18 protein-coding genes and 2 pseudogenes are annotated in these 20503 nt (G+C 44.1%); 5 read left to right on the top strand and 15 right to left on the bottom strand.

Going from position 1 to position 20503, the window contains the following annotated elements:
- The first annotated feature begins 100 nt into the window (after window positions 1–100).
- Complete coding sequence (locus tag NQZ91_00935; GenBank protein ID UUM57975.1) at window positions 101–631, top strand: TetR/AcrR family transcriptional regulator; 531 nt, start codon at window positions 101–103, stop codon at window positions 629–631.
- A 521-nt stretch (window positions 632–1152) separates the two neighbouring features.
- On the opposite strand, the pseudogene NQZ91_00930 reads toward NQZ91_00935, so the two are convergent.
- From NQZ91_00930 to aroA, 6 genes and pseudogenes are all read right to left on the bottom strand, one after another.
- A pseudogene (locus tag NQZ91_00930) lies at window positions 1153–1467 on the bottom strand (sel1 repeat family protein).
- 790 nt (window positions 1468–2257) lie between these two features.
- A pseudogene (gene rlmD, locus NQZ91_00925) lies at window positions 2258–3613 on the bottom strand (23S rRNA (uracil(1939)-C(5))-methyltransferase RlmD).
- Window positions 3614–3699: 86 nt separating this feature from the next.
- A complete protein-coding gene (locus NQZ91_00920; GenBank protein ID UUM57974.1) occupies window positions 3700–5007 on the bottom strand; it encodes an LCP family protein in 1308 nt (435 codons plus the stop codon).
- 21 nt (window positions 5008–5028) lie between these two features.
- The gene (pheA, locus tag NQZ91_00915) at window positions 5029–5853 is read right to left on the bottom strand and encodes a prephenate dehydratase (GenBank protein ID UUM57973.1); all 825 of its coding nucleotides are present in this window, start codon (window positions 5851–5853) and stop codon (window positions 5029–5031) included.
- On the bottom strand, window positions 5844–6335 hold the full coding sequence (locus NQZ91_00910; GenBank protein ID UUM57972.1) for a shikimate kinase: 492 nt from the start codon (window positions 6333–6335) through the stop codon (window positions 5844–5846). The genes pheA and NQZ91_00910 overlap by 10 nt, the downstream gene beginning before the upstream one ends.
- 21 nt (window positions 6336–6356) lie before the next feature.
- Window positions 6357–7637 (bottom strand): 3-phosphoshikimate 1-carboxyvinyltransferase, encoded by a 1281-nt coding sequence (gene aroA / locus NQZ91_00905; GenBank protein UUM57971.1) that lies wholly within the window; start codon window positions 7635–7637, stop codon window positions 6357–6359.
- Window positions 7638–7845: 208 nt separating this feature from the next.
- Here aroA and NQZ91_00900 point away from each other — a divergent pair, with 208 nt between their 5' ends.
- The 4 genes from NQZ91_00900 to aroB are packed head-to-tail and all read left to right on the top strand — an operon-like array spanning window position 7846 to window position 11886.
- Window positions 7846–8865 (top strand): 3-deoxy-7-phosphoheptulonate synthase, encoded by a 1020-nt coding sequence (locus tag NQZ91_00900; protein ID UUM57970.1) that lies wholly within the window; start codon window positions 7846–7848, stop codon window positions 8863–8865.
- Window positions 8866–8883: 18 nt separating this feature from the next.
- Window positions 8884–9909: a 3-deoxy-7-phosphoheptulonate synthase gene (locus NQZ91_00895; GenBank protein ID UUM57969.1), complete on the top strand. Its 1026-nt coding sequence runs from the start codon at window positions 8884–8886 to the stop codon at window positions 9907–9909.
- Window positions 9910–9936: 27 nt separating this feature from the next.
- On the top strand, window positions 9937–10806 hold the full coding sequence (locus NQZ91_00890; GenBank protein ID UUM57968.1) for a shikimate dehydrogenase: 870 nt from the start codon (window positions 9937–9939) through the stop codon (window positions 10804–10806).
- Between the two features lie 12 nt (window positions 10807–10818).
- Window positions 10819–11886, top strand: coding sequence for a 3-dehydroquinate synthase (aroB, locus tag NQZ91_00885; protein UUM57967.1), 1068 nt, complete (start codon window positions 10819–10821; stop codon window positions 11884–11886).
- A 203-nt stretch (window positions 11887–12089) separates the two neighbouring features.
- On the opposite strand, the gene NQZ91_00880 is transcribed toward aroB, so the two are convergent.
- The 9 genes from NQZ91_00880 to uvrC all read right to left on the bottom strand — a co-directional run bounded on the left by NQZ91_00880 (window position 12090) and on the right by uvrC (window position 20501).
- Window positions 12090–12890 (bottom strand): ATP-binding cassette domain-containing protein, encoded by an 801-nt coding sequence (locus NQZ91_00880; GenBank protein UUM57966.1) that lies wholly within the window; start codon window positions 12888–12890, stop codon window positions 12090–12092.
- A 9-nt stretch (window positions 12891–12899) separates the two neighbouring features.
- Window positions 12900–13793, bottom strand: coding sequence for an ABC transporter permease (locus NQZ91_00875; protein UUM57965.1), 894 nt, complete (start codon window positions 13791–13793; stop codon window positions 12900–12902).
- A gap of 238 nt (window positions 13794–14031) precedes the next feature.
- Window positions 14032–15003, bottom strand: coding sequence for an ABC transporter substrate-binding protein (locus NQZ91_00870; protein UUM57964.1), 972 nt, complete (start codon window positions 15001–15003; stop codon window positions 14032–14034).
- A 25-nt stretch (window positions 15004–15028) separates the two neighbouring features.
- Window positions 15029–15988 carry an ABC transporter substrate-binding protein gene (locus NQZ91_00865; GenBank protein ID UUM57963.1) on the bottom strand — a complete coding sequence of 320 codons (960 nt, stop codon included), beginning with the start codon at window positions 15986–15988 and terminating at the stop codon, window positions 15029–15031.
- 438 nt (window positions 15989–16426) lie between these two features.
- On the bottom strand, window positions 16427–16576 hold the full coding sequence (locus tag NQZ91_00860) for a hypothetical protein (protein ID UUM57962.1): 150 nt from the start codon (window positions 16574–16576) through the stop codon (window positions 16427–16429).
- 180 nt (window positions 16577–16756) lie between these two features.
- Window positions 16757–16918 carry a hypothetical protein gene (locus NQZ91_00855; protein UUM57961.1) on the bottom strand — a complete coding sequence of 54 codons (162 nt, stop codon included), beginning with the start codon at window positions 16916–16918 and terminating at the stop codon, window positions 16757–16759.
- A 261-nt stretch (window positions 16919–17179) separates the two neighbouring features.
- Window positions 17180–18493 carry a GTPase ObgE gene (gene obgE, locus NQZ91_00850; protein ID UUM57960.1) on the bottom strand — a complete coding sequence of 438 codons (1314 nt, stop codon included), beginning with the start codon at window positions 18491–18493 and terminating at the stop codon, window positions 17180–17182.
- Between the two features lie 45 nt (window positions 18494–18538).
- The gene (locus NQZ91_00845; GenBank protein UUM57959.1) at window positions 18539–18667 is read right to left on the bottom strand and encodes a DUF4044 domain-containing protein; all 129 of its coding nucleotides are present in this window, start codon (window positions 18665–18667) and stop codon (window positions 18539–18541) included.
- Window positions 18668–18722: 55 nt separating this feature from the next.
- Window positions 18723–20501, bottom strand: a complete 1779-nt coding sequence (gene uvrC / locus NQZ91_00840; protein UUM57958.1) for an excinuclease ABC subunit UvrC — start codon at window positions 20499–20501, stop codon at window positions 18723–18725.
- Window positions 20502–20503: the final 2 nt, after the last annotated feature.

Genomic DNA, 20503 nt, shown 5'->3' with positions numbered 1-20503 from the left:
ATAAAATGAATGTTTCACAATAAATACATTTTTGTGCAGTGCATTTATTTTTTTATAAATTTTATTAAATAAATTTTTACGGAGTTATATATATATATATATGGAAAAGTATTTTACAACCAGCCAAAAATTTCTGAAAGCCTTTTTCGAACTCAAAAAATCTGATGACAATAACAGTTTTACGATCAATCAAATTGCGGACCGAGCTAAACTAAGCCGTCGGGTCTTCTATCACTACTACAACTCTAAGGAAACCTTCCTAGAAGAATCCCTTGAATATATCCTGAACGAAGTCAGTATTATTCTAGCAAAAGATCCCTCCCTAAATGACAATGTCGTAGGAGAAATGTTGCAGTTTCTCTATAAAAATCAGGAAATAGCCGTGGACTTTGTTCATTTTTTCCCTCATGTTTCTTTAAAAGTTACCAAGTATATTACCGAGGTCATTGAGCATTCTAGTATCCCAGATCTTGCAAACCAACTTGAGCGGGCCTATAAGGTTCCTTATGAATACGCCTTAACTGTCTATGTTTCAACCATCGATAGCATTATTAAGCATTGGATACAGAATGGCTGCCAGGAAACCCCTGAAACCATTCAGCGCTACATCTTATCCATTGTACGTATTTAATACCACAAGCTTTCTATTCTTTCAATCACAAGACTGGCTGGTGATTGTATAAGATATAGAAAAGGATAATTTATGTAAAAAGCTCCACTATGCTAGAGCAAAGAATGCCTCTACGTATTACAGAGCCATAAAACGAAGAGAGAGTCGCAAGAAACTGCGACTCTTTTTGGTATTTACTAAACTAATTTCTAGAGAAAATTCCCTACTTTTCCTAAAATAAACAGAGCGTTCTTCTCATCTCACAACAAGTAGGGCAAATAATATTACTGTAGGGATGTTGAAAATTGACCATGGCAGGCAAATAAAATATGTTCATTCCTTGCAAACCTTACGCAAAATCCGTCTATCTCACTATCCACTTTTCTTCTTCATTCCCCATCAAAAACATCATCTCATTTGTATCGAACTCTATCAAATTGTGAATGTCCAAGCAATTCTACAACCTCTTCGTATACAGATTGATAGTAATGCCCTCTGTTTTGCAGTTCAATTTCATAACCTTTCCTTGCAAAAACTAAAAATTAATAGGTCAGGTCAAGGTTGACAAACAGTTGTCCACCCAGAATCATTGATTTCCTAAAGGCAAGACAAAGACTAGGATAATTTTCAAGTGCCTGACACCAGGTAATATCATATAAAGTTTCCAAGGGTTCCTCTAATAAGTAGGAGACAGCTAATCGATAATAGTAGAGAGATAATTCTATATCTTGACTTCCCCATTTTGTCCTTCCATAAATATCCTCTAATTTATAAGTGGCATCAATATTTCCCTTCTTAGCTGCTAATGTGAAGTAGGCAATAGCAAGTGACACGCTCGGTTCAGTATGGCGACCATAGAGATAACAATATCCCTAATCCGACATCGCATCCATATTCCCCATGCTAGCGGCTAGATGGTAATATGCTCCGGCATTAGTATAATCACCTTCACGATAAAAATCTGCCCCTTGCTATTCAGATAATCTGAATCATTGTTCTCCATCGCTTTGTAAGGGAGCTGCTTTCTTACCTTTGACTTGTACGACTGCCTTCGCTAATTTTTCTGGATTACGGGAGAAAAATCGCATTCTATTTTTATTGTTGTTGATTTGCTAGCAATTGAATTAGAAAGCACGTAAAAATCATACTTAATTTGAATATAACAAATAACTAATTCCTCTAAATAAAAATCAGGTAGATTATCTAATAGATTTCCCTGTAATTGGTTAACTTGGAAATAATCCTTTTTAGATAAATTGTTATAGATAGCTTTAGAATACTCTTCAATAATTTAGTCGTGAATTTTATTTGCCGTACCCACATTCGCTCTATTGAATGAAGCTTTACGTTTCTATTCCCACATACTCCTTGTCAATGGAAACAAACACGTACCCACAGGGTAAATGGAAATAGATTTTGATAATTTCTAGCTATCACTTCTACTCATTCCAAAAATTTTCTCACTCTGATACTTCCCCACCTCAATACAAAAAGCCTTGATTGCAAGGCTTTTCAGTATCCCTTTTGTTCAAAGGTTTCTAGGCTTTTACGAGCAGAGCAACACACTCAGCGGTTCGCTGTTACCGCATCACTGTGTTCTGCGACAGCTATCGCATGGGCAGAACATCTGCTTCTACTTGCTGATAAATCAACTCGTACAAGCAGTGATACTGCCTCAACATGATGCGTTTGCGGGAAGAGGTCCACCGGTCGTACCTTAATCAGTTTATATCCCAATTCCTCATAAAGCTTAACATCACGCGCCATGGTCGCCACATTACAAGATATGTAAACAATCTTCTCAGGAGCAACGGACACCGAGGCCTTGATAAAGCTCTCGGTCAAGCCCTTCCGTGGCGGATCCACGAAAATCACGGTCGGCTTAATGCCATCAGCCACCCATTTTTGCATGGCATTTTCAGCACTATCGCAGACGTAGGTCACATTGTTAATCCCATTTCGAGTCGCATTTTTCTGGCTATCTACCACCGCTTTTTCTACAACTTCAACACCGTAAACATGCTTGACCTGCTTGGCAAAGGAAAGACCAATGGTGCCGATACCAGAATAGGCATCGATGACAATATCCTCAGAATCGACCGCCGCAAAGTCAAGGGCCACCTGGTAAAGCTGCTCGGCCATTTCCGTATTGACCTGATAGAAAGACGGAGCAGAAATCTCAAATTCATTGCCCAGCATGGTGTCGACAATGGTTTCCGATCCATGTAGGAGGCGGAACTCCTTGCCAAGAATGGCATTGGTGTTTTGGTCGTTGATGTTTTGGATAATGGACACCAGGTTTGGAAAGGCGGTTGTCAAACGTTCTATCAAGGTTTCCACACGGAAAATCTTAGGTCGTGTTGTCACCAAGACCAGCATGAGTTGACCGGAATAATGGCCACGGCGGACGATGATATTGCGAATCAGGCCTGTCTGCTCTTTTTCATCATATGGCTTGAGATCCAGTTTACGTAGCTGGTCACGGGTAAACGCGATGACCTGGTCAATCTCTGGATGCTGGATGTAAAAGTCTTCGATAGGAATCAAATCATGAGAATTTTTCCTGAAAAAGCCTGTTTCCAGCTGCCCATTGACACGACGGACAGGGACTGCAGCCTTGTTTCGATAGGCAAGCGGATTGTCCATACCGATGGTATCTGAAACAGTAACGTCTGTTAGACCTGCAATTTTTCGCAAGCTAGTTTTTACCTGCTTCTTCTTGAAAGCTAATTGGGCAGAGTAGTTCAGATGCCCCAAGTCAGCGATACCCGTTCTTAGATAGGTTAAATCCAAGTCTTGATTGCGGTCAGCTGTGAAGCTCAGCCATTCTTCTACCTTTCCAAAACCGATATTCTTTTTTAGCTTGAGGATTTTCATCTTGATACGCTCGCCTGGTAGGGCATTGTCCACGAAAAAGGCAAAGCCGTCCAACTTGGCCACTCCTTGACCCTCATGGGTCATGTCCACAATTTCCACTTCAACAATTTGATTTTTTTCTAACATAGTTCTACTTTCTAAATGAGGTCACGAAAAAAGTGACCGAAGTCACTTTTAAGTATAGCATATTTCACAAGAAAACTGTCGCATTCTTACCTTAGACCAAGACCTCTCAGCACTTCTTGGTATTTATAGAAGTCAATTTTTAGTCCCATACCACCATAATTGTCATATTCATCAATCCAATCGTGGTTTTCTGGTATGGTTACTCGTTCAATTCCATTAGGTGCATCCAGCAAAATACCTGGACCACGAAGCAACGGAAAGGCTAGTGGGACATTGGTAGAGGTCATAGAGTAAATTTTTCCAAGCGCCTCAGCACCAGAGAAGAGCTTTGTGGGATCTTGTGCCTGCTGAATAATTGCATCTAATACCTGTTGTTGACGTCTTGTCCGACCGAAGTCTCCTTCATCATCTGAACGAAACCGAGCATAGTTCAGTAAGGTTTTTCCATCCATCTGCTGTGGACCGACCTGAATGGTTTGATAAGCTGGTGCATTTTCCTCCAGACGCAGGTCGTTGGGTGCTTCAACAGAAGACACCATTTCACCATCAATCGTTGAAAATTGAGCATCAATGGCCACACCTGATGGAAAGAGCGTATCAATAGCAGATGCAAAACTCGCAAAATCAACAAGGGCATAGTATTGAATATCAATATCAAAATTTTCCTTCAAAACCTGCCGAACATTTTCAGCCCCAAGACCACCATTTTGCTCACCAAAAGTGTAGGCAGAATTGAGTTTGTAGTCACCTTCTCCACCGATAGTAACCAGCGTATCCCGCATAAAGCTGACTAGTTTTATTTTATTGCTACTATTATTGACATTCAGGATCATAATAGTATCCGTTCGAGTTTCACCGGTACTTTGTCCAACTCGACCATCTGTTCCTAAGATTAAAATATTGATGCCATCCTGTGTCGCCTGACCAGCAAATTGTTCGGTAGCAGGTTTGTTATCCACACTAATCATGCCTTTGACAAACATAGCGCCCAAGGCAAGCAGCAATATCAGTAGTCCCCAGAAGATAAAACTTAAAAGTCGTTTGAAAAAAGGTTTCTTGGGTGGCTGACTACTACTATCTTCAGTTACTGAAATCGCCTTATTTTTCTTAGACTTTTTTAACCTTTCTTTTCGACTCAAGGTCGGATAGGCTGGTAAGAGATCCTCTTCCTCTACAAGGGGCGCAACCTCTCTCCAAGAATCTCCAAGTGAAAACTCTGGAAGATTAGAAGCCTCCTCCTCAAGTGGCGAAGGCGCAATGACTCGCTCCTCACCCTTTTCAAGATACTCTAAGTAATCCAGCTCCGTCTTTTCCTTCTCATTTAAGTAGTGAATATTTTTACGCAAGTAGTCCAAGCGTAGCTCTTCATGATGTGATAAGGGATGTTTCGCCATATTCACTCCTTTCTAAGATTATTACACACTATAAACCTTATAATTTCCTAAAATCTTATAAAAAATCCCTAAACTTTTCAATTCCTCCAATGAATAGCCAACTAATTTATCTGAATTATTCTCAATATCCAAAATAAAGAAATACTCACCCAGCGCCGTTTTCAGCGGCCGACTTTCAATCTTGGTCAAACCGATTCCTCTCCACGAAAAGACCGACATAGCCTTATAGAGGGCACCTGGCAGATTATCAGGCAGCGTCAGGGCCAAAGAAACCTTCCGATCTGTTTTCCGCAATCCCAATTCAGGCGCAGTATGTCCCAAAATCCAAAAACGAGTAAAATTCTCCGCGATTTCTTGGATGTCTTGGGCAATGACCTGCAGGCCGTACTCTTCAGCCGCAGCGTGCGGTGCAATAGCCGCAAAAGGCTGATTCGCATGCTCCGCTACAAATCGGGCTGCGTAGGCAGTGCTTGCTGTCAACTCCAAACGAGCCTTCGGAAAATGCTTCTGAACATATTTTTTCCCCTGCGCAATGGCCTGTGGATGTGAATAAATGACCTCGATTTCCTTATGAGGTGCCGTCGCTAACAATTGCTGGGCAATGGGCTGAACCACTTCTGCCACCGCATGGATTTCCGCCTGATGAAAAAGGTAGTCAATGGTCTCGTGAACACTACCTTCAATCGAATTCTCAACCGGAATGACCGAATAGGTCACCAAGCCAGTCTCATAGGCCTTGACGACCTCCGTAATGGTGCCAAAAGCCTGCAAATCCGCCTCCGGAAAGGCCTGCTGGGCAACTTGGTGAGTAAAGGACCCCCGCGGGCCCAAATAAGCTACTTGCATAGAATCTTCCTTACTACTTGTTCCGGACTGAGTTGGTCTGTGTCAATGACCAGGTCAGCTAGTCCTTCATATAAAGCCATTCGTTCTTGGTAAATGGTCTCAAATTCTTCTCGGCTGTGCTGTAAAAATAAGGGACGTTGCGACTGATGATCTTGACTAATCCGCTCATAAGCTACTGGAAAGGCGGCGGTTAAGAGGACGTTGTTGGGTTTATTTTTGAGCAAAATCTCCCTGTTTTTGGCGGATTTGACCACACCACCGCCCGTTGAAACCAAGCAATCATTGGGCAAGTCCATCAACTCTTCCAAGACTTGGGTTTCCAACTGGCGAAAGGCATCTTCACCCTCTGATTGGAAGAAATCCGCAATGGACATGCCAATCCGGTCCTCAATAATCTGGTCCATGTCATAGAGTGGCATATCCAAGAGTTTAGCAGTCGTGGTCTTTCCAACTCCCATAAAACCAAGTAATACGATTGGCATTCTCTCTCCTCCTTACTAAGCTTATTTTACTAGACTTTCAAGATGGTCAAAGAAGGCTGGATAGCTGGTATTGATGGCCTCAGCGCGCTCAAGGACAACATCTCCGTCTTGAGCCAAGAGGGCTGCGATAGCTGTCATCATACCAATACGGTGGTCGCCAAAGGTATTAACCGTCGCACCGTGCAAAGGCGTTGGGCCCTCGATAATCATACCGTCAGCAGTCGACTCAATCTTAGCCCCCATGCTATTCAAGGCATCTGCCACCACTTGAATACGGTCCGTTTCCTTAACCTTCAACTCCTCAGCATCGCGAATAATGGTTGTGCCATTGGCTTGCGTCGCCAAGAGAGCAATAATCGGCAATTCATCAATCAAGCGCGGAATCAAATCAGCAGCAATCTCCATTCCCTGCAAGCTAGAATACTCAACCGTAATGGTCGCTGATTTGGCAATCTCATCCACATTGGACAAGGTCATCTTGCCACCCATAGCCTTGATGACGTCCAAAATCCCCGTCCGTGTTTCATTGATGCCGACGTTTTCAAGGGTAATTTTTGAACCAGGCACAACTAGTCCAGCCACCAACCAGAAGGCCGCACTGGAAATATCTCCAGGGACAACAATTTCTTGCGCTGTAAATTCCTGCCCACCTGTGATACGGATTTCCTTGCCATCAACAGACAAATGACCGCCAAATTGGACAATCATGTCCTCCGTGTGGTTACGAGTGATTTCTTTTTCGATAATAACAGACTCACCTTCTGCCTGCAAAGCTGCAAATAAGAGAGCAGATTTTACCTGAGCAGATGCTACTGGCAATTGATAGGAAATCGGCTTGAGGAACTTGGTACCTTTGATGGTCAAAGGTGGCAAATCACGGTCTGTCTGACCAGAAACGGTTACACCCATTTGGCTGAGCGGCACCGTCACACGATCCATAGGGCGTTTTGACAGCGAATCATCGCCAAACATGGTAGCCTCAAAGTCTTGACCAGCCAAGACACCCGAAATCAAACGAATGGATGTCCCTGAATTTCCCATATCTAGGTCATTTTTAGGAGCTTGCAGTCCATCAAAACCAACACCGTGAACCTCGACCACATCCCCATTATCCTCAATCGTCACGCCTAAATCACGAAAAACCTGCATGGTCGAGAGGACATCCTCACCACGCAAAATATCATGAACACGAGTTACGCCTTTTGCCAAGGATCCAAAAATAATGGAACGGTGGCTGATGGATTTATCACCCGGAACGCGTACCGTACCTTCTAAGGCTCTTGCATTTGTTCTTAATTTCATTTCCATACCTCACATAGTTTCCCTTTCATTCTACCACATTTGCAGAATATTTTCAGATTTTTATGCCATTTTATCTTTGAAAATACCTATATTTGATAAAATTTTCAGAATTTACTGTAAATTTTTCGAAAAACATAGATATGGTTTTAATAATAGCTGCTTTCATGGTATAATAAAAAGAAATTTTATCAATCAAGGAGATTATCTAGTGTTTACACCAATTAGCGAAAAAATTGATATTCAGGATGTAAGAGACCATTCAAAATTATCCCCAGAAACCTTAGACAAAAAAGGAGCGCGCGACCGTGAGTTAGAGGCTATTTTAAAAGGCGAGGACGACCGTCTGCTCTTGGTCGTCGGACCTTGCTCTTCTGACAATGAAGAGGCTGTTTTAGACTATGCTCATCGTTTAGCCAAGCTTCAAGAAGAAGTCAAGGACAAAATCTTTATGGTCATGCGTGTCTACACGGCTAAGCCTCGTACCAATGGCGACGGCTACAAGGGGCTCATGCACCAACCAAAGACCGATGCAGCACCTAGTCTCATCAACGGTATCAAGGCTGTCCGCAACCTCCACTACCGTGTCATTACCGAGACTGGTTTGACGACGGCCGACGAGATGCTTTATCCTGAAAATCTGCCACTTGTTGATGATTTGGTATCTTATATTGCCGTTGGTGCCCGTTCGGTTGAAAATCAGCAACACCGTTTTGTGGCGTCTGGAATTGATGTGCCAACTGGCTTGAAAAACCCTACATCTGGTAACCTCAAGGTCATGTTTAACGGTATTTTCGCGGCTCAGAAAAAGCAGTCCTTCCTCTTCAACAACACAGAGGTTGAAACATCTGGAAATCCGCTGGCTCATGTTATCCTGCGTGGTGCAGTGACAGAAAGTGGCAAATACCTGCCAAACTACTACTACGATAATCTCTTGGAAACCATTGACCTCTACAAACAATTCGGTTTGGCTAATCCATTTATTATCATTGATACCAACCACGATAATTCTGGTAAAAATTATCTGGAACAAATCCGCATTGTCCGTCAAACCCTGATTAACCGTGATTGGAACCAAGAAATCCGTGACTATGTCCGTGGTTTCATGATTGAGTCCTATCTGGAAGATGGACGTCAGGACAACGCCGAAGTCTACGGAAAATCCATTACCGACCCTTGCCTTGGTTGGGACAAAACTGAGGAACTCATTCGAAAAATTTACAACAGATAAATAGATAGGAAACAAGCTATGGGAATTCATCAGCGCAGCACTCGCATCAACATTGAACAAGTTAAAGAATTATCTAAACTAGAAGGAGACTTCCTAGTTGCCAAAGAAAAACGTGACGAGGAACTAAAAAAAGTCATCCGAGGTGAGGATGACCGCCTCTTACTGGTCATCGGCCCATGTTCTTCGGATAACGAAGAGGCCGTTTTGGAATATGCCCGTCGTCTGTCTAAATTGCAAGACGAGGTCAAAGATAAGATTTTCATGGTCATGCGGGTTTACACAGCTAAGCCACGTACCAATGGCGAAGGTTATAAGGGATTGGTTCACCAGCCAGATACCTCAAAATTACCTGATTTGATTAACGGTATTGCAGCCGTGCGCAATTTGCACTACCGTGTCATCACAGAAACCGGCTTGACCACTGCGGATGAAATGCTTTACTCGGCTAATTTCCCCTTGGTTGAGGACTTGGTGTCCTACCATGCCATCGGTGCACGTTCAGTCGAAGATCAGGAGCACCGCTTTGTCGCCTCTGGTATTGACATGCCGACCGGGATGAAAAATCCTACTTCTGGCAATCTGACCGTTATGTTCAACGCCATTTATGCGGCACAAAACAAGCAGAATTTCATCTACCGCGATGCGGAAGTCGATACAGACGGGAATCAGCTGGCCCATGCGATTCTTCGTGGTGCTAGCACAGAACAAGGCATCAACGAACCCAACTACTACTACGATATTCTCTTAAAAACTATCAAACAATACCAGAACTTTGGTCTCAAAAATCCTTTTATCGTCATCGATACCAACCATGACAATTCTGGTAAAAATTATCTGGAACAAATCCGTATCGTCCGCCAAACCCTGATTAACCGCGATTGGAACGACGATATTCGCAAGTATGTTCGTGGCTTTATGATTGAATCCTACTTAGAAGACGGTCGTCAGGATAGCCCAGAAACCTTTGGTAAATCCATTACCGACCCTTGCCTTGGTTGGGATAAAACTGAAGCACTGATTCGTGAAATCCATGAAACCCTCTAATCTACTGATACATTTGGGAGGTCTCACATGACGATTGACGGCTATACGCGTCTGGCTGCTGTGGTAGCAAAACCCATTAAACACTCCATTTCTCCCTTCATTCACAATCTTGCCTTTGAAGAAACTGGGGTCAATGGGGTCTACGTCGCTTGGGAAATAGCTGAGCAGGACCTGCTAGTCACACTTGACAACATTAAGCGCTACGACATGTTTGGTATCAATCTCTCCATGCCCTACAAGCAGGCGGTTATTCCCTACCTAGACGAATTGACAGAGTCTGCTCGCTTAATCGGCGCGGTCAATACGGTCATTCACCGCCATGGCCAATTGATTGGGCACAATACAGACGGCATCGGATTTTTTAAGAGTTTGGAAAAACAACTGAATTTCCATGTGGCAAACAAAAGTCTCACCATTCTGGGCGGAGGCGGTGCTTCTACGGCTATTATTGCCCAAGCTGCTTTGGACAGTGCCAAGGAAATCAGCATTTTCTGTCGCCAACAAAGTCTGGACAGAACACAAACTACTGCTGACCGTATTGCCCAAGCAACCTGTTGCTCCATTCAGGTATTGCCGATTGACAACCAGGACTTGGTTCAGGAGCATGTTACAAAGTCTGACTTGCTCGTCAACGGAACCAGCGTCGGCATGGATGGTCAGTCTCTGCCAATTCAGGAAACCATTGCATTTCCAAAAAACAGTTTAGTGGCAGATGTGATTTACCAACCTTTTGAGACGCCCTTACTCAAACTCGCCAAGGAACAAGGCATTCCAAGCATCAATGGTCTAGGTATGTTACTCTTTCAAGCTGCTGAGGCTTTTGAGTCTTGGACAGGCAAAGAAATGCCGACGGACTTGATTTGGAAACAATTAGTCGAAAAATATGACATCAACTAGAGAGGACACAGCATGAAACTAACTGTCAATCTTCCCCAAAATCCCTACGATATTCTCATCGAAAAAGGAAGCTTAGCGCAGGTCGGTGCTTGGGCAAGCTCACTCTGGAAGCCACAAAAAATTGCGATTATTACGGATGACCATGTTGCCTCACTCTATCTGGAAACGGCCAGAGCTAGTCTTGAAAAAGCTGGTTTTGAAACCATCACATTTGCCTTTCCAGAAGGTGAAGCATCCAAAAATCTGGACACGGTCAACCAAGCCTATGAGTTTCTTGTTCAAGAAGGCATGACCCGAAGTGACGGCATCTTAGCCCTTGGTGGCGGTGTCGTAGGTGATTTGGCTGGCTTTGTGGCCTCAACCTATATGCGGGGCATTCATTTCCTCCAAGTCCCAACTAGCCTGACCGCTCAGGTTGATTCGTCTATCGGGGGCAAAACGGGTGTCAACACTCCCTTTGCCAAAAACATGGTCGGTACCTTCTGCCAACCTGATGGCGTTCTCATTGACCCTAACACCCTAGAAACCTTGGGCAAACGTGAATTGATTGAAGGCATGGGTGAGGTTGTCAAATACGGTTTGATTGATGATGTCGAACTCTGGGACCTCTTGTCAGACATGGATGGTTCTACCGAGAGTATTTTGGCCAATGCTGAAACCATCATCTACCGTTCTTGTAACGTTAAGCGCAAGGTCGTTGTCGAGGATGAATTGGATAATGGCGTCCGCCTCTATCTGAACTTTGGTCATACCATTGGTCACGCTATCGAAGCTACTGCTGGTTACGGTCAAGTCATGCACGGCGAGGCTGTTGCTATCGGAATGGTCCAGCTATCGCGCGTTGCTGAAGAAAAAGGCCTCATGCCTGCTGGCATTACCGACCAAATTATCGCTATGTGCCAAAAATTTGGACTGCCGACCAGCCATCAACCTTGGAACAGTGACGAGCTCTACGCAGCCTTGACTCGCGACAAGAAAGCTCGTGGCAAATCCATCAAGCTGGTTATTGTCCCAACATTAGGACAGGCAGCCATTCACCAAATCCCCATTGAAGAAATGAAAGAATTTCTGAGAAACTAAAAAATGGGAGCGGGAAGACGAACAGTTGATTAGGCCTGGTTCGGAGCGTCAAACGCGAACGAAATGTGGTTTGCTACGCAACCATTATTTCCAACCTTTCACAGTTTGGAGAACTGTGAAAGCAAATCAACCACTGCGTCAATATGTTTTTGCTAATCAAAAAAATGAGGTTGGACTTTATGCCCAACCTCATTTTTCTGTCTTTACAAAATCATTTCGTCGGCAGCAATCTTTTCACCGCTGTTTTTATAGAAGAGGTCCATGAGGTGCTGCACGGTCAGGTTCTTCTTCTCCTCACCTTGGACATCGACAACAATCTGTCCACGATGGAGCATGACCAGACGATTTCCGTACTGGATGGCATTTTCCATATTGTGGGTAATCATGAGGGCTGTCAATTTTTGACCTTCAACAATTTTCTTGGTCAAGTCCATCACCATATCACTGGTTTTAGGATCGAGGGCCGCCGTATGCTCATCCAAAAGTAGGACTTTGGGCTTAACCAGCGATGCCATCATGAGTGTCAAGGCTTGACGTTGACCACCCGATAGGAATTGCGTGTCGACCTTCATCCGGTTTTCAAGTCCAAGACCAAGTTCTTTGAGTGCTTCTTTAAAGATAGCGCGTTCACTTTCTTTGACACCCCAACCCAGGCCACGAGACAATCCACGACGGTAGGCAATGGCCATATTTTCCTCAATGGTCAAACGAGAAGCAGTTCCCATTTTCGGATCTTGGAAAACACGACTAATGTCTTTTGAACGCTTAGCTGCTGGCACATGCTTAATGGACTTGCCTTCCAGCAAAATGTCGCCAGAATCCACCGTCAAAGCACCAGCAAGTGAATTCATGAACGTTGACTTCCCTGCTCCATTACCACCGATAATGGAAATAAAATCACCTTCTTGAACATCAAGAGACAGACCACGCAGAACATGGTTCTCATTGACTGTACCCGCCTCGAAGGTCTTATGAATATTTTGTATTGATAAAATTGTACTCATCTGAACCTCCTATGCAGTTCCGTTTAATTTTGGACGGCGAATATTGAGCTTCTTCTGCAATTCTGGCACATACAGGACAACTGCCAACAAAATCGCTGAGAAGAGTTTGACAAGGTCCGCATCCATGCCCGGAATTTCCAAAATTGCAAGGATAATCAAGCGATAGATAACCGAACCCAGAGCCACAGATGCCAGACGCCATCCCAAACGCAAGTTCCGCAAAACAACTTCTGCGATAATCACCGATGCCAATCCGATAACAATGGTTCCTGTTCCAGAGTTCAAATCCGCATAGCCATTGTTTTGGGTCAAAAGCGCACCACAGAGAGCTATCAGACCATTGGACAACATGTATCCGTAAATCTTCATCTTGTCCACATTGATACCGTTGGCTTCACTCATGGGAATATTGTCCCCTGTCGAACGAATGGCCAGACCAATTTGAGTGTTGAACAAGAGCGTCAACAGCAGAATGACTGCCATAACAAAGACCGCACCAATCAAGAGAACCGCATTTATCTTAGACAAGCCTAAGTCCTGCAATTGCGTCACCAAGGTCACTTGTTTCAAGAGAGCAACGTTGGCTTTGCCGAGGATTTTCAGGTTAATCGAATACAAACCTGTCAAGGTCACGATACCTGTCAACAGGGCTGGAATTTTCATTTTAGTATGCAAGAGTCCAGAAACCAAGCCTGCAATCATACCCGCAAACAAGGCAAGGAAGGTCGATACAAGAGGATTTAGCCCATTGACAATCCCTGTCGCACAAACTGCAGCGCCCAGAGGATAGGCACCTTCTGCCGTCAAATCAGCAATATCTAAAATTCTAAACGTCAAGTAAACACCTATCGCCATAATGGACCACAGTAGCCCTTGCGATATACTTGATAAAATTATATCCACATTTTTCTCCTTAAAAGTTTCATGTTAAATAAGCGCTGAGCACCCACTTCTATTCATACAACATCTCAGCGCAGTGGTTGATTGGCTTTCACAGTTTGGGGAACTGTGAAAGGTTGGAGATAAGGATTGCTTAGCAAGCCATAACAACTTGCGATTTGCGCTCCGAACCTGCCCTAATCAACTGTGCGGGGGCATGACAACGGACTAGCGATGCTAGGTCCTGTCATGCTCCCATTTTTTACTCAGAAACGGATAGTTTTGAGGTGTTAATTCCCAGTTTTTGCGCCATTTCTTCATTGACATGAAGATTGACCGCTTCTGGATATTCTACAGGAACCTCGGTAACTTTCTCGCCTTCGATAATCTTAATGGCCATTTTGGCTGTCTGACGTCCAAGCGCCTCATAGTTGGTACCGTATGTCAAAAGACCACCTTGGTCAACCATGTCTGTTGAACCACCGATAACTGGAACCTTGTGTTCAGCTGACAATTCACCAATCATAGACATGGTCGCAGCAACAGTATTGTCCGTTGGCACAAATACAGCATCCACATCCTTCATCAAGCTCGTTGTCGCATCTTGTACTTCGTTGGAGCTGGTAATTCCTTTCAGTACAACCTTGTAGCCAGCCTCCTTGAGCAATTTCTCAGCTTGTTCTACTTGGACTTCCGAATTGCGTTCGCTCGTCGTATACAGAATACCGACTGTTTTAGCATCGGGAACTGCTTGGCCCAACAATTCAACCTGTTTATCAATTGGAGCCTGATCAGAAGTACCTGTCAACAAGCCACCCGGCTTTTCAAGGCTTTCCACCAAGTCTGCTGAAATCGGATCCGTCACCGCAGTAAATAAAATCGGTGTTTCAGTCGATACCGTTGCCAAACTTTGCGCTGCCGGTGTTGCAATGGCCAAGACAAGGTCATTACCGTCAATCAATTGCTCTGAAATAGTTTGCAAGTTGGCCTGATCACCCTGAGCATTTTGGTAATCCAAGACCAATTTGTCACCCTCTTTGTAGCCATTATCAGCCAGTTCTGCTACAAATCCTTCGCGTGCCGCCGTCAAAGATTCATGTTCCATGTACTGAAGGACACCAACCTTAACGGCACCTTCTGTCGATTTTTCCTCCAAGCCAGATGAACAAGCTGCCAAAGCCAACAAGCCTGCACCCACCAAGGTTACACTTGTCAATTTTTTTACTAATTTCATTCTCTCTTCCCTACCTTACACGTTTTTACTTTTCTAATGCTTTAATGGTTTCTGGGTCAATCCCTACTGCTACAGCCATTTCTTCGTTGATAGCGATAGCTGCAGTTTGTGGTTTTTGAACAGGCAAATCAGCCGGTTTTTCTCCATCCAAGATTTTGGCAGCCAATTCACCTGCCTGAACACCGATTGCATGGTAATCCACACCGTAAGTGAAGAGGACCCCTTCCAAGTAAGCAGCATCACTTCCGATAGACGGAACTTTTGCCTCCTTGAGCACCTCACCAATAGTTGACGCAGTTGACGCTACGGTATTATCCGTCGGCAGGTAAATGGCATCGACCTTACCAGCTAATGAAGTAATAGCCTGTTGCACATCATTTGTTGTCGTAACAGTTGCGACTTCAACCTTAACCCCCTTAGCCTCCAAAGCTTTCGTAGCTTGCTCAGCCTGTACTTCTGAATTCACTTCGCTTGAATTGTAAAAAATACCAACTGTTTTCGCTGACGGTACGACTTTGAGCAACATATCAATCTGCCCTTCTACATCCGTCGCGTCTATCGAACCCGTCATACTTCCACCGGGTGCATCAAGCGACTCAACCAAACCTGCCTCAACAGGATCTGTAACAGCTGTAAAGACGCTCGGAGTCTCACTGTCAGCATTCAACATAGCCTGAGCCGCTGGTGTTGCAATAGCAAAGTTGAGGTCATTCTTCCCAGCCAATTGCTCGACCATGGTCTGCAAGTTAGCTTGGTCACCTTGCGAATTTTGCAGGTCAATGGTCAGGTTTTCACCTTCCTTATAACCCGCTGCAGCAAGTGCCTCCACAAAGCCCTTACGTGCACCGGTCAAAGCCTCATGCTCTGCGTATTGAATAATGCCGACTTTTGTCGTCTGGTCATCTGAACCATTTGCGCTACAAGCAGCAAGAGTCACGGCAGATAAAACTGCTACTGAACTAAGAATCAACTTTTTAAATCTCATGATTTATCTCCTTTTAATAATTATACAATGAAGCAATCAAACCAGAAAAAGACCGTCTAGAATCACTCTAAACGGTCCCCACTATTCAACTGCATTTTGAAAACAAGATGAATGCTGCGTGCCGTTTAGATGTATCATCTATGGGCACAGGTCAAAACAACTACAGCCACATAGATACAAACCTTACGATTTTGTGTTTGCATCCATGTCTACCATGTCTACAAACACTATCTAAAATAGCCGTAGAAATAAGTATGAGCAAGCATAGTCATGCGACCCTTTTTCAGCATAGCTTGTTTCCTTTCACTGTTTATTTTGTAACTATCATACCTGTTTTCAAGACTTTTGTCAATAGAAAACTGCATAATTTTTCATCATAATATCATCTTTTTCCAATAAAATTGATAAAAGCTATGTAAGGTATGATTTTAATATTTCTTATGCAGTTTGCAAACGCAAAACAGCAACTTCTTCCTCAGTCAGAGACAAAAGAGGCGCAACTTCTTCATTTGTCATATTTGTGTCAAATAGACGTTGGATAAATTCTGAACGATTAGTTTCAGAGATTTGATTGAATGTTGATGTCATTGTTTATACCTTAACTTTCCATTGGAATGAACCAATAGTATCACAGGACATAGAAAATGTAAAACGAAACTGTGAAAACATCCTATAAGTTTTCTTTATATGTTGGAGGATTTTCAAGAAAATTTACAAAAATAGAAGTAAGAAACAACCTGCCAACAGATATTGGCAGGTAATATTTTATTATTCCGTAGTTTCCTTGGCCAATCGCTCGCGTTCCAAACGAAGTTTACGATTGGGGTTGAGTTTATTGAAAAGCTCTTCTAATTTTTCAGCATTCCAAACATCGGCTGCCGAAACAAAATTTCCATCCTTATCCTTGAAGGATATTGGTTTATCACCCATTGCATACCTCCTTGAGGAATAAAATGTAGCCCTGAAACACAAGCTCAGGTTGATGATTGTTGAATAATAGCGGGACACTCAGTCTTATGGTCCCGTCCAGTTTCTGGGAGACCAGCTGAAAAAGTCCACTAAACAGGTTACGACACGGAACCCAAATGGGCGATACTACCATTTGGGTGTAGTTAGTAAGGTAGCTAGCCAAGATCCCATAGGACTTGGCGTAGTTTGACTAGCAAGTTAACTTGCAGCCAAACTGCTACGTTAATCAACAAATTCAAATTCAAATTTGCCGATGCGGACAGTGTCACCGTCCTTGGCACCGCGCGCACGGAGGGCTTCATCAACACCCATTCCACGCAACTGACGGGCGAATTTCATAACAGATTCGTCGCGGTCAAAGTTGGTCATGGTAAAGAGTTTTTCTAGCTTGTCGCCAGACAAGATCCAGCTGGCATCATCCGCACGGCTAATGTCAAATTCAGGTTCATCTGGATTGAAACCATAGTAAGCTTCTTCCTCTTGGAAATCAGAATCTTCATACAGCAAGAATTCTGGCGTTTTCTCAAGCAATTCTGCTGTCGCCTCCAGCAAGTTTTCCAATCCTTGATGAGCAATACCGGAAATCGGGAAAATCTGTGGCAGTTCGTCAAACTCATCATAGTTGGCTACCAGCTTCTTCTTGAATTCTTTCAAATTCTCTTCCGCATCTGGCATGTCCATCTTATTGGCAACAATAATCTGCGGACGTTCCATGAGACGAAGATTGTAGGTTTCCAATTCATTGTTAATGGCCACATAGTCCTCATAGGGATCACGGCCTTCGCTGGCTGACATGTCCAAAACGTGCAAGATAACACGCGTCCGTTCAATATGACGTAGGAATTGCGTTCCCAGGCCGACACCTTGACTAGCTCCCTCAATCAAGCCTGGCAGATCGGCAACCGCAAAGGATTCGCCTGATTTAGTTCGCACCATTCCCAAATTCGGTACAATGGTTGTAAAATGGTAGGCACCAATTTTTGGCTTGGCAGCTGTAATAACGCTGAGGAGAGTGGATTTCCCAACAGATGGGAAACCAACCAGACCAACGTCCGCCAGAACTTTTAGTTCTAATTCCAGATTGCATTCCTCACCTGGTTCACCATTCTCAGCAATTTCAGGCGCAGGATTTTTCGGCGTGGCAAAGCGGATATTTCCACGGCCACCACGACCACCGTGGGCAATGACGAACTCCTGACCGTGCTCCACCAAGTCGGTGATAACCTTGCCAGTCTCCGCATCACGAACGGTTGTTCCCTGCGGCACGCGCACAATCAAATCTTCCGCACCACGACCGTGCATGCCCTTGGTCATACCTTTTTCACCGGCATCCGCCTTGAAAATGCGGTTGTAACGAAAATCCATGAGGGTACGCAAGCCTTCGTCTACCTTGAAAATAACGTGACCGCCATGACCACCGTCACCACCCCACGGACCGCCGTTGGGAACGTATTTTTCACGACGGAAGGCAACCATCCCGTCGCCACCCTTACCTGCCTTGACCTTAATCTTGGCAGTATCTAAAAACATACTCATAATCTACCTAATCTTTCTCTGAAAAAGACGCTAAAAAGCGCCTTTTTAGTTCATCAATGCATTGATTGCAGGGAAAATTAAACCAGCGATCGTGGCAACCACCATAATAATAACAATCAATAATGTAAAGCGTTCAAATAAAGTTTTCTTGTGTTTTTCTTCTCCAAAAGCCATTGCTTTCTCCTTCTACAGTCATTATCCTTTATTTTACCATAAAATGGCAGAGCGTTCAATTTTCATTGTTCAACTTCTCCTTGACCTTCTCCGCTACCTTATAAGGCACACCTGCTTCGGCGATTTCTTGTATGTTTGCTGCTTGGATATTGCCAATGGATTTGAAATGTTTCATCAGAGCCTGCTTGCGCTTTGGTCCTAAGCCCTCAATACCATCCAATTTTGATGAGAAAGAATTTTTCGAACGAACCTGACGGTGAAACTCAATGGCAAAGCGGTGTACCTCGTCCTGAATGCGTTGTAGGAGGAAAAATTCTTGCGAGTTACGGGGCAATTCCACCACTTCAAGCGGATTTCCAAACAGCAATTCGTGGGTCTGGTGCTTGTCATTCTTCTGCAAACCTGCAATGGGAATGGACATGCCTAGCTCCTGCTCGATAACCTGCTTGGCCACATTGACCTGTCCCTGACCACCGTCAATGATAATCAAATCGGGTGGCACCAAGCCTTCTCTGAGGACGCGACTATAACGGCGGCGCAAGACTTCCTGCATAGAGGCATAGTCATCTGGTCCCTCCACCGTCTTAATCTTGTACTTGCGGTATTCCTTTTTATTAGGCACCCCATTTTCAAAGACCACCATGGCCGACACAGGACTGGTTCCCATGATGTTGGAGTTATCAAAAGCCTCGATACGAACCGGCGTCGGGATCCCCAAGAACTGGCCAATGTTCTCAATAGCACCGTAGGTTTTCTCCAGATTTTTCTCCAAAAGATTAAACTTCTGCTCCAGACTGACACGCGCATTTTTCGTCGCCAAATTCACCAGCTGCTTCTTCTCCCCACGCTGGGGCTTGATGACCTTGGTATCTACCAGAGCTTCGACGGCTTCTTGGTCAATATCCTGCGGTATCAACACTTCAGAGGGAATCAAATGTTGTTGGTCCCTGTAAAACTGACCGATGTAGGTCAAAAAATCTTCGTCCGCATCATTATAGTATGGAAAAAGATTGACATTCCGCTCAATCAGTTTCCCCTGCCGAACAAAGAAAACCTGTACACACATCCAACCCTTGTCTACGTAGTAGCCAAAGACATCTCGATTTTGCAAGTCGTGAGCCATCACACGTTGCTTGGTCCGCAAGGTGGCAATGGATTGGAGGAGATCACGGTATTCCGCAGCCCGCTCGAATTCCAGATTGCCAGCCGCCACCTTCATCTTTTCCTGCAAATCAGTGACAATCTTATCATCATGCCCTGTCAAGAACTGGGCTACTTCCTTGGCCATCCTATCATAGTCAGCAATACTTGGCATATTGTCGCCATGCGCCAAACATTGTCCCAAATGATAATAGAGACAGAACTGATTTTCAGGTAATTTACACTTGCGAAATGGATAGAGTCGATCCAACAACTTGAGGGTCTGATTGGCCGCACCCACATCTGGATAGGGACCAAAATACTGACCGCCATCCTTCTTAATCTGCCGAGTAATGATCAGCCTTGGATGACGTTCCTTGGTGATCTTGATAAAAGGATAGGACTTGTCGTCCTTGAGCATGATGTTATAGCGAGGCTTGTTTTCCTGAATCAGATTAATTTCCAACAAGAGGGCCTCGATATTGGAATCTGTCACGATGAACTCGAAGTCAGCAATTTCCGCTACGAGAGCCTCTGTCTTGGTATCATGGGCACCACGAAAATAAGACCGAACCCGATTGCGCAGGTTTTTGGCCTTGCCCACATAGATAATCTTTCCGTACTTGTTTTTGTGGAGGTAGCAACCCGGACTGTCCGGAAGCAGCTCCAACTTGTGTTTAATGGTATCGTTCATAG

The organism is Streptococcus suis (assembly GCA_024583055.1).
In the GTDB taxonomy this organism is placed as follows: domain Bacteria; phylum Bacillota; class Bacilli; order Lactobacillales; family Streptococcaceae; genus Streptococcus; species Streptococcus suis_V.
The sequence above is the reverse complement of the archived record's forward strand: the minus strand, read 5'-3'. Positions and strand labels throughout refer to the sequence as shown.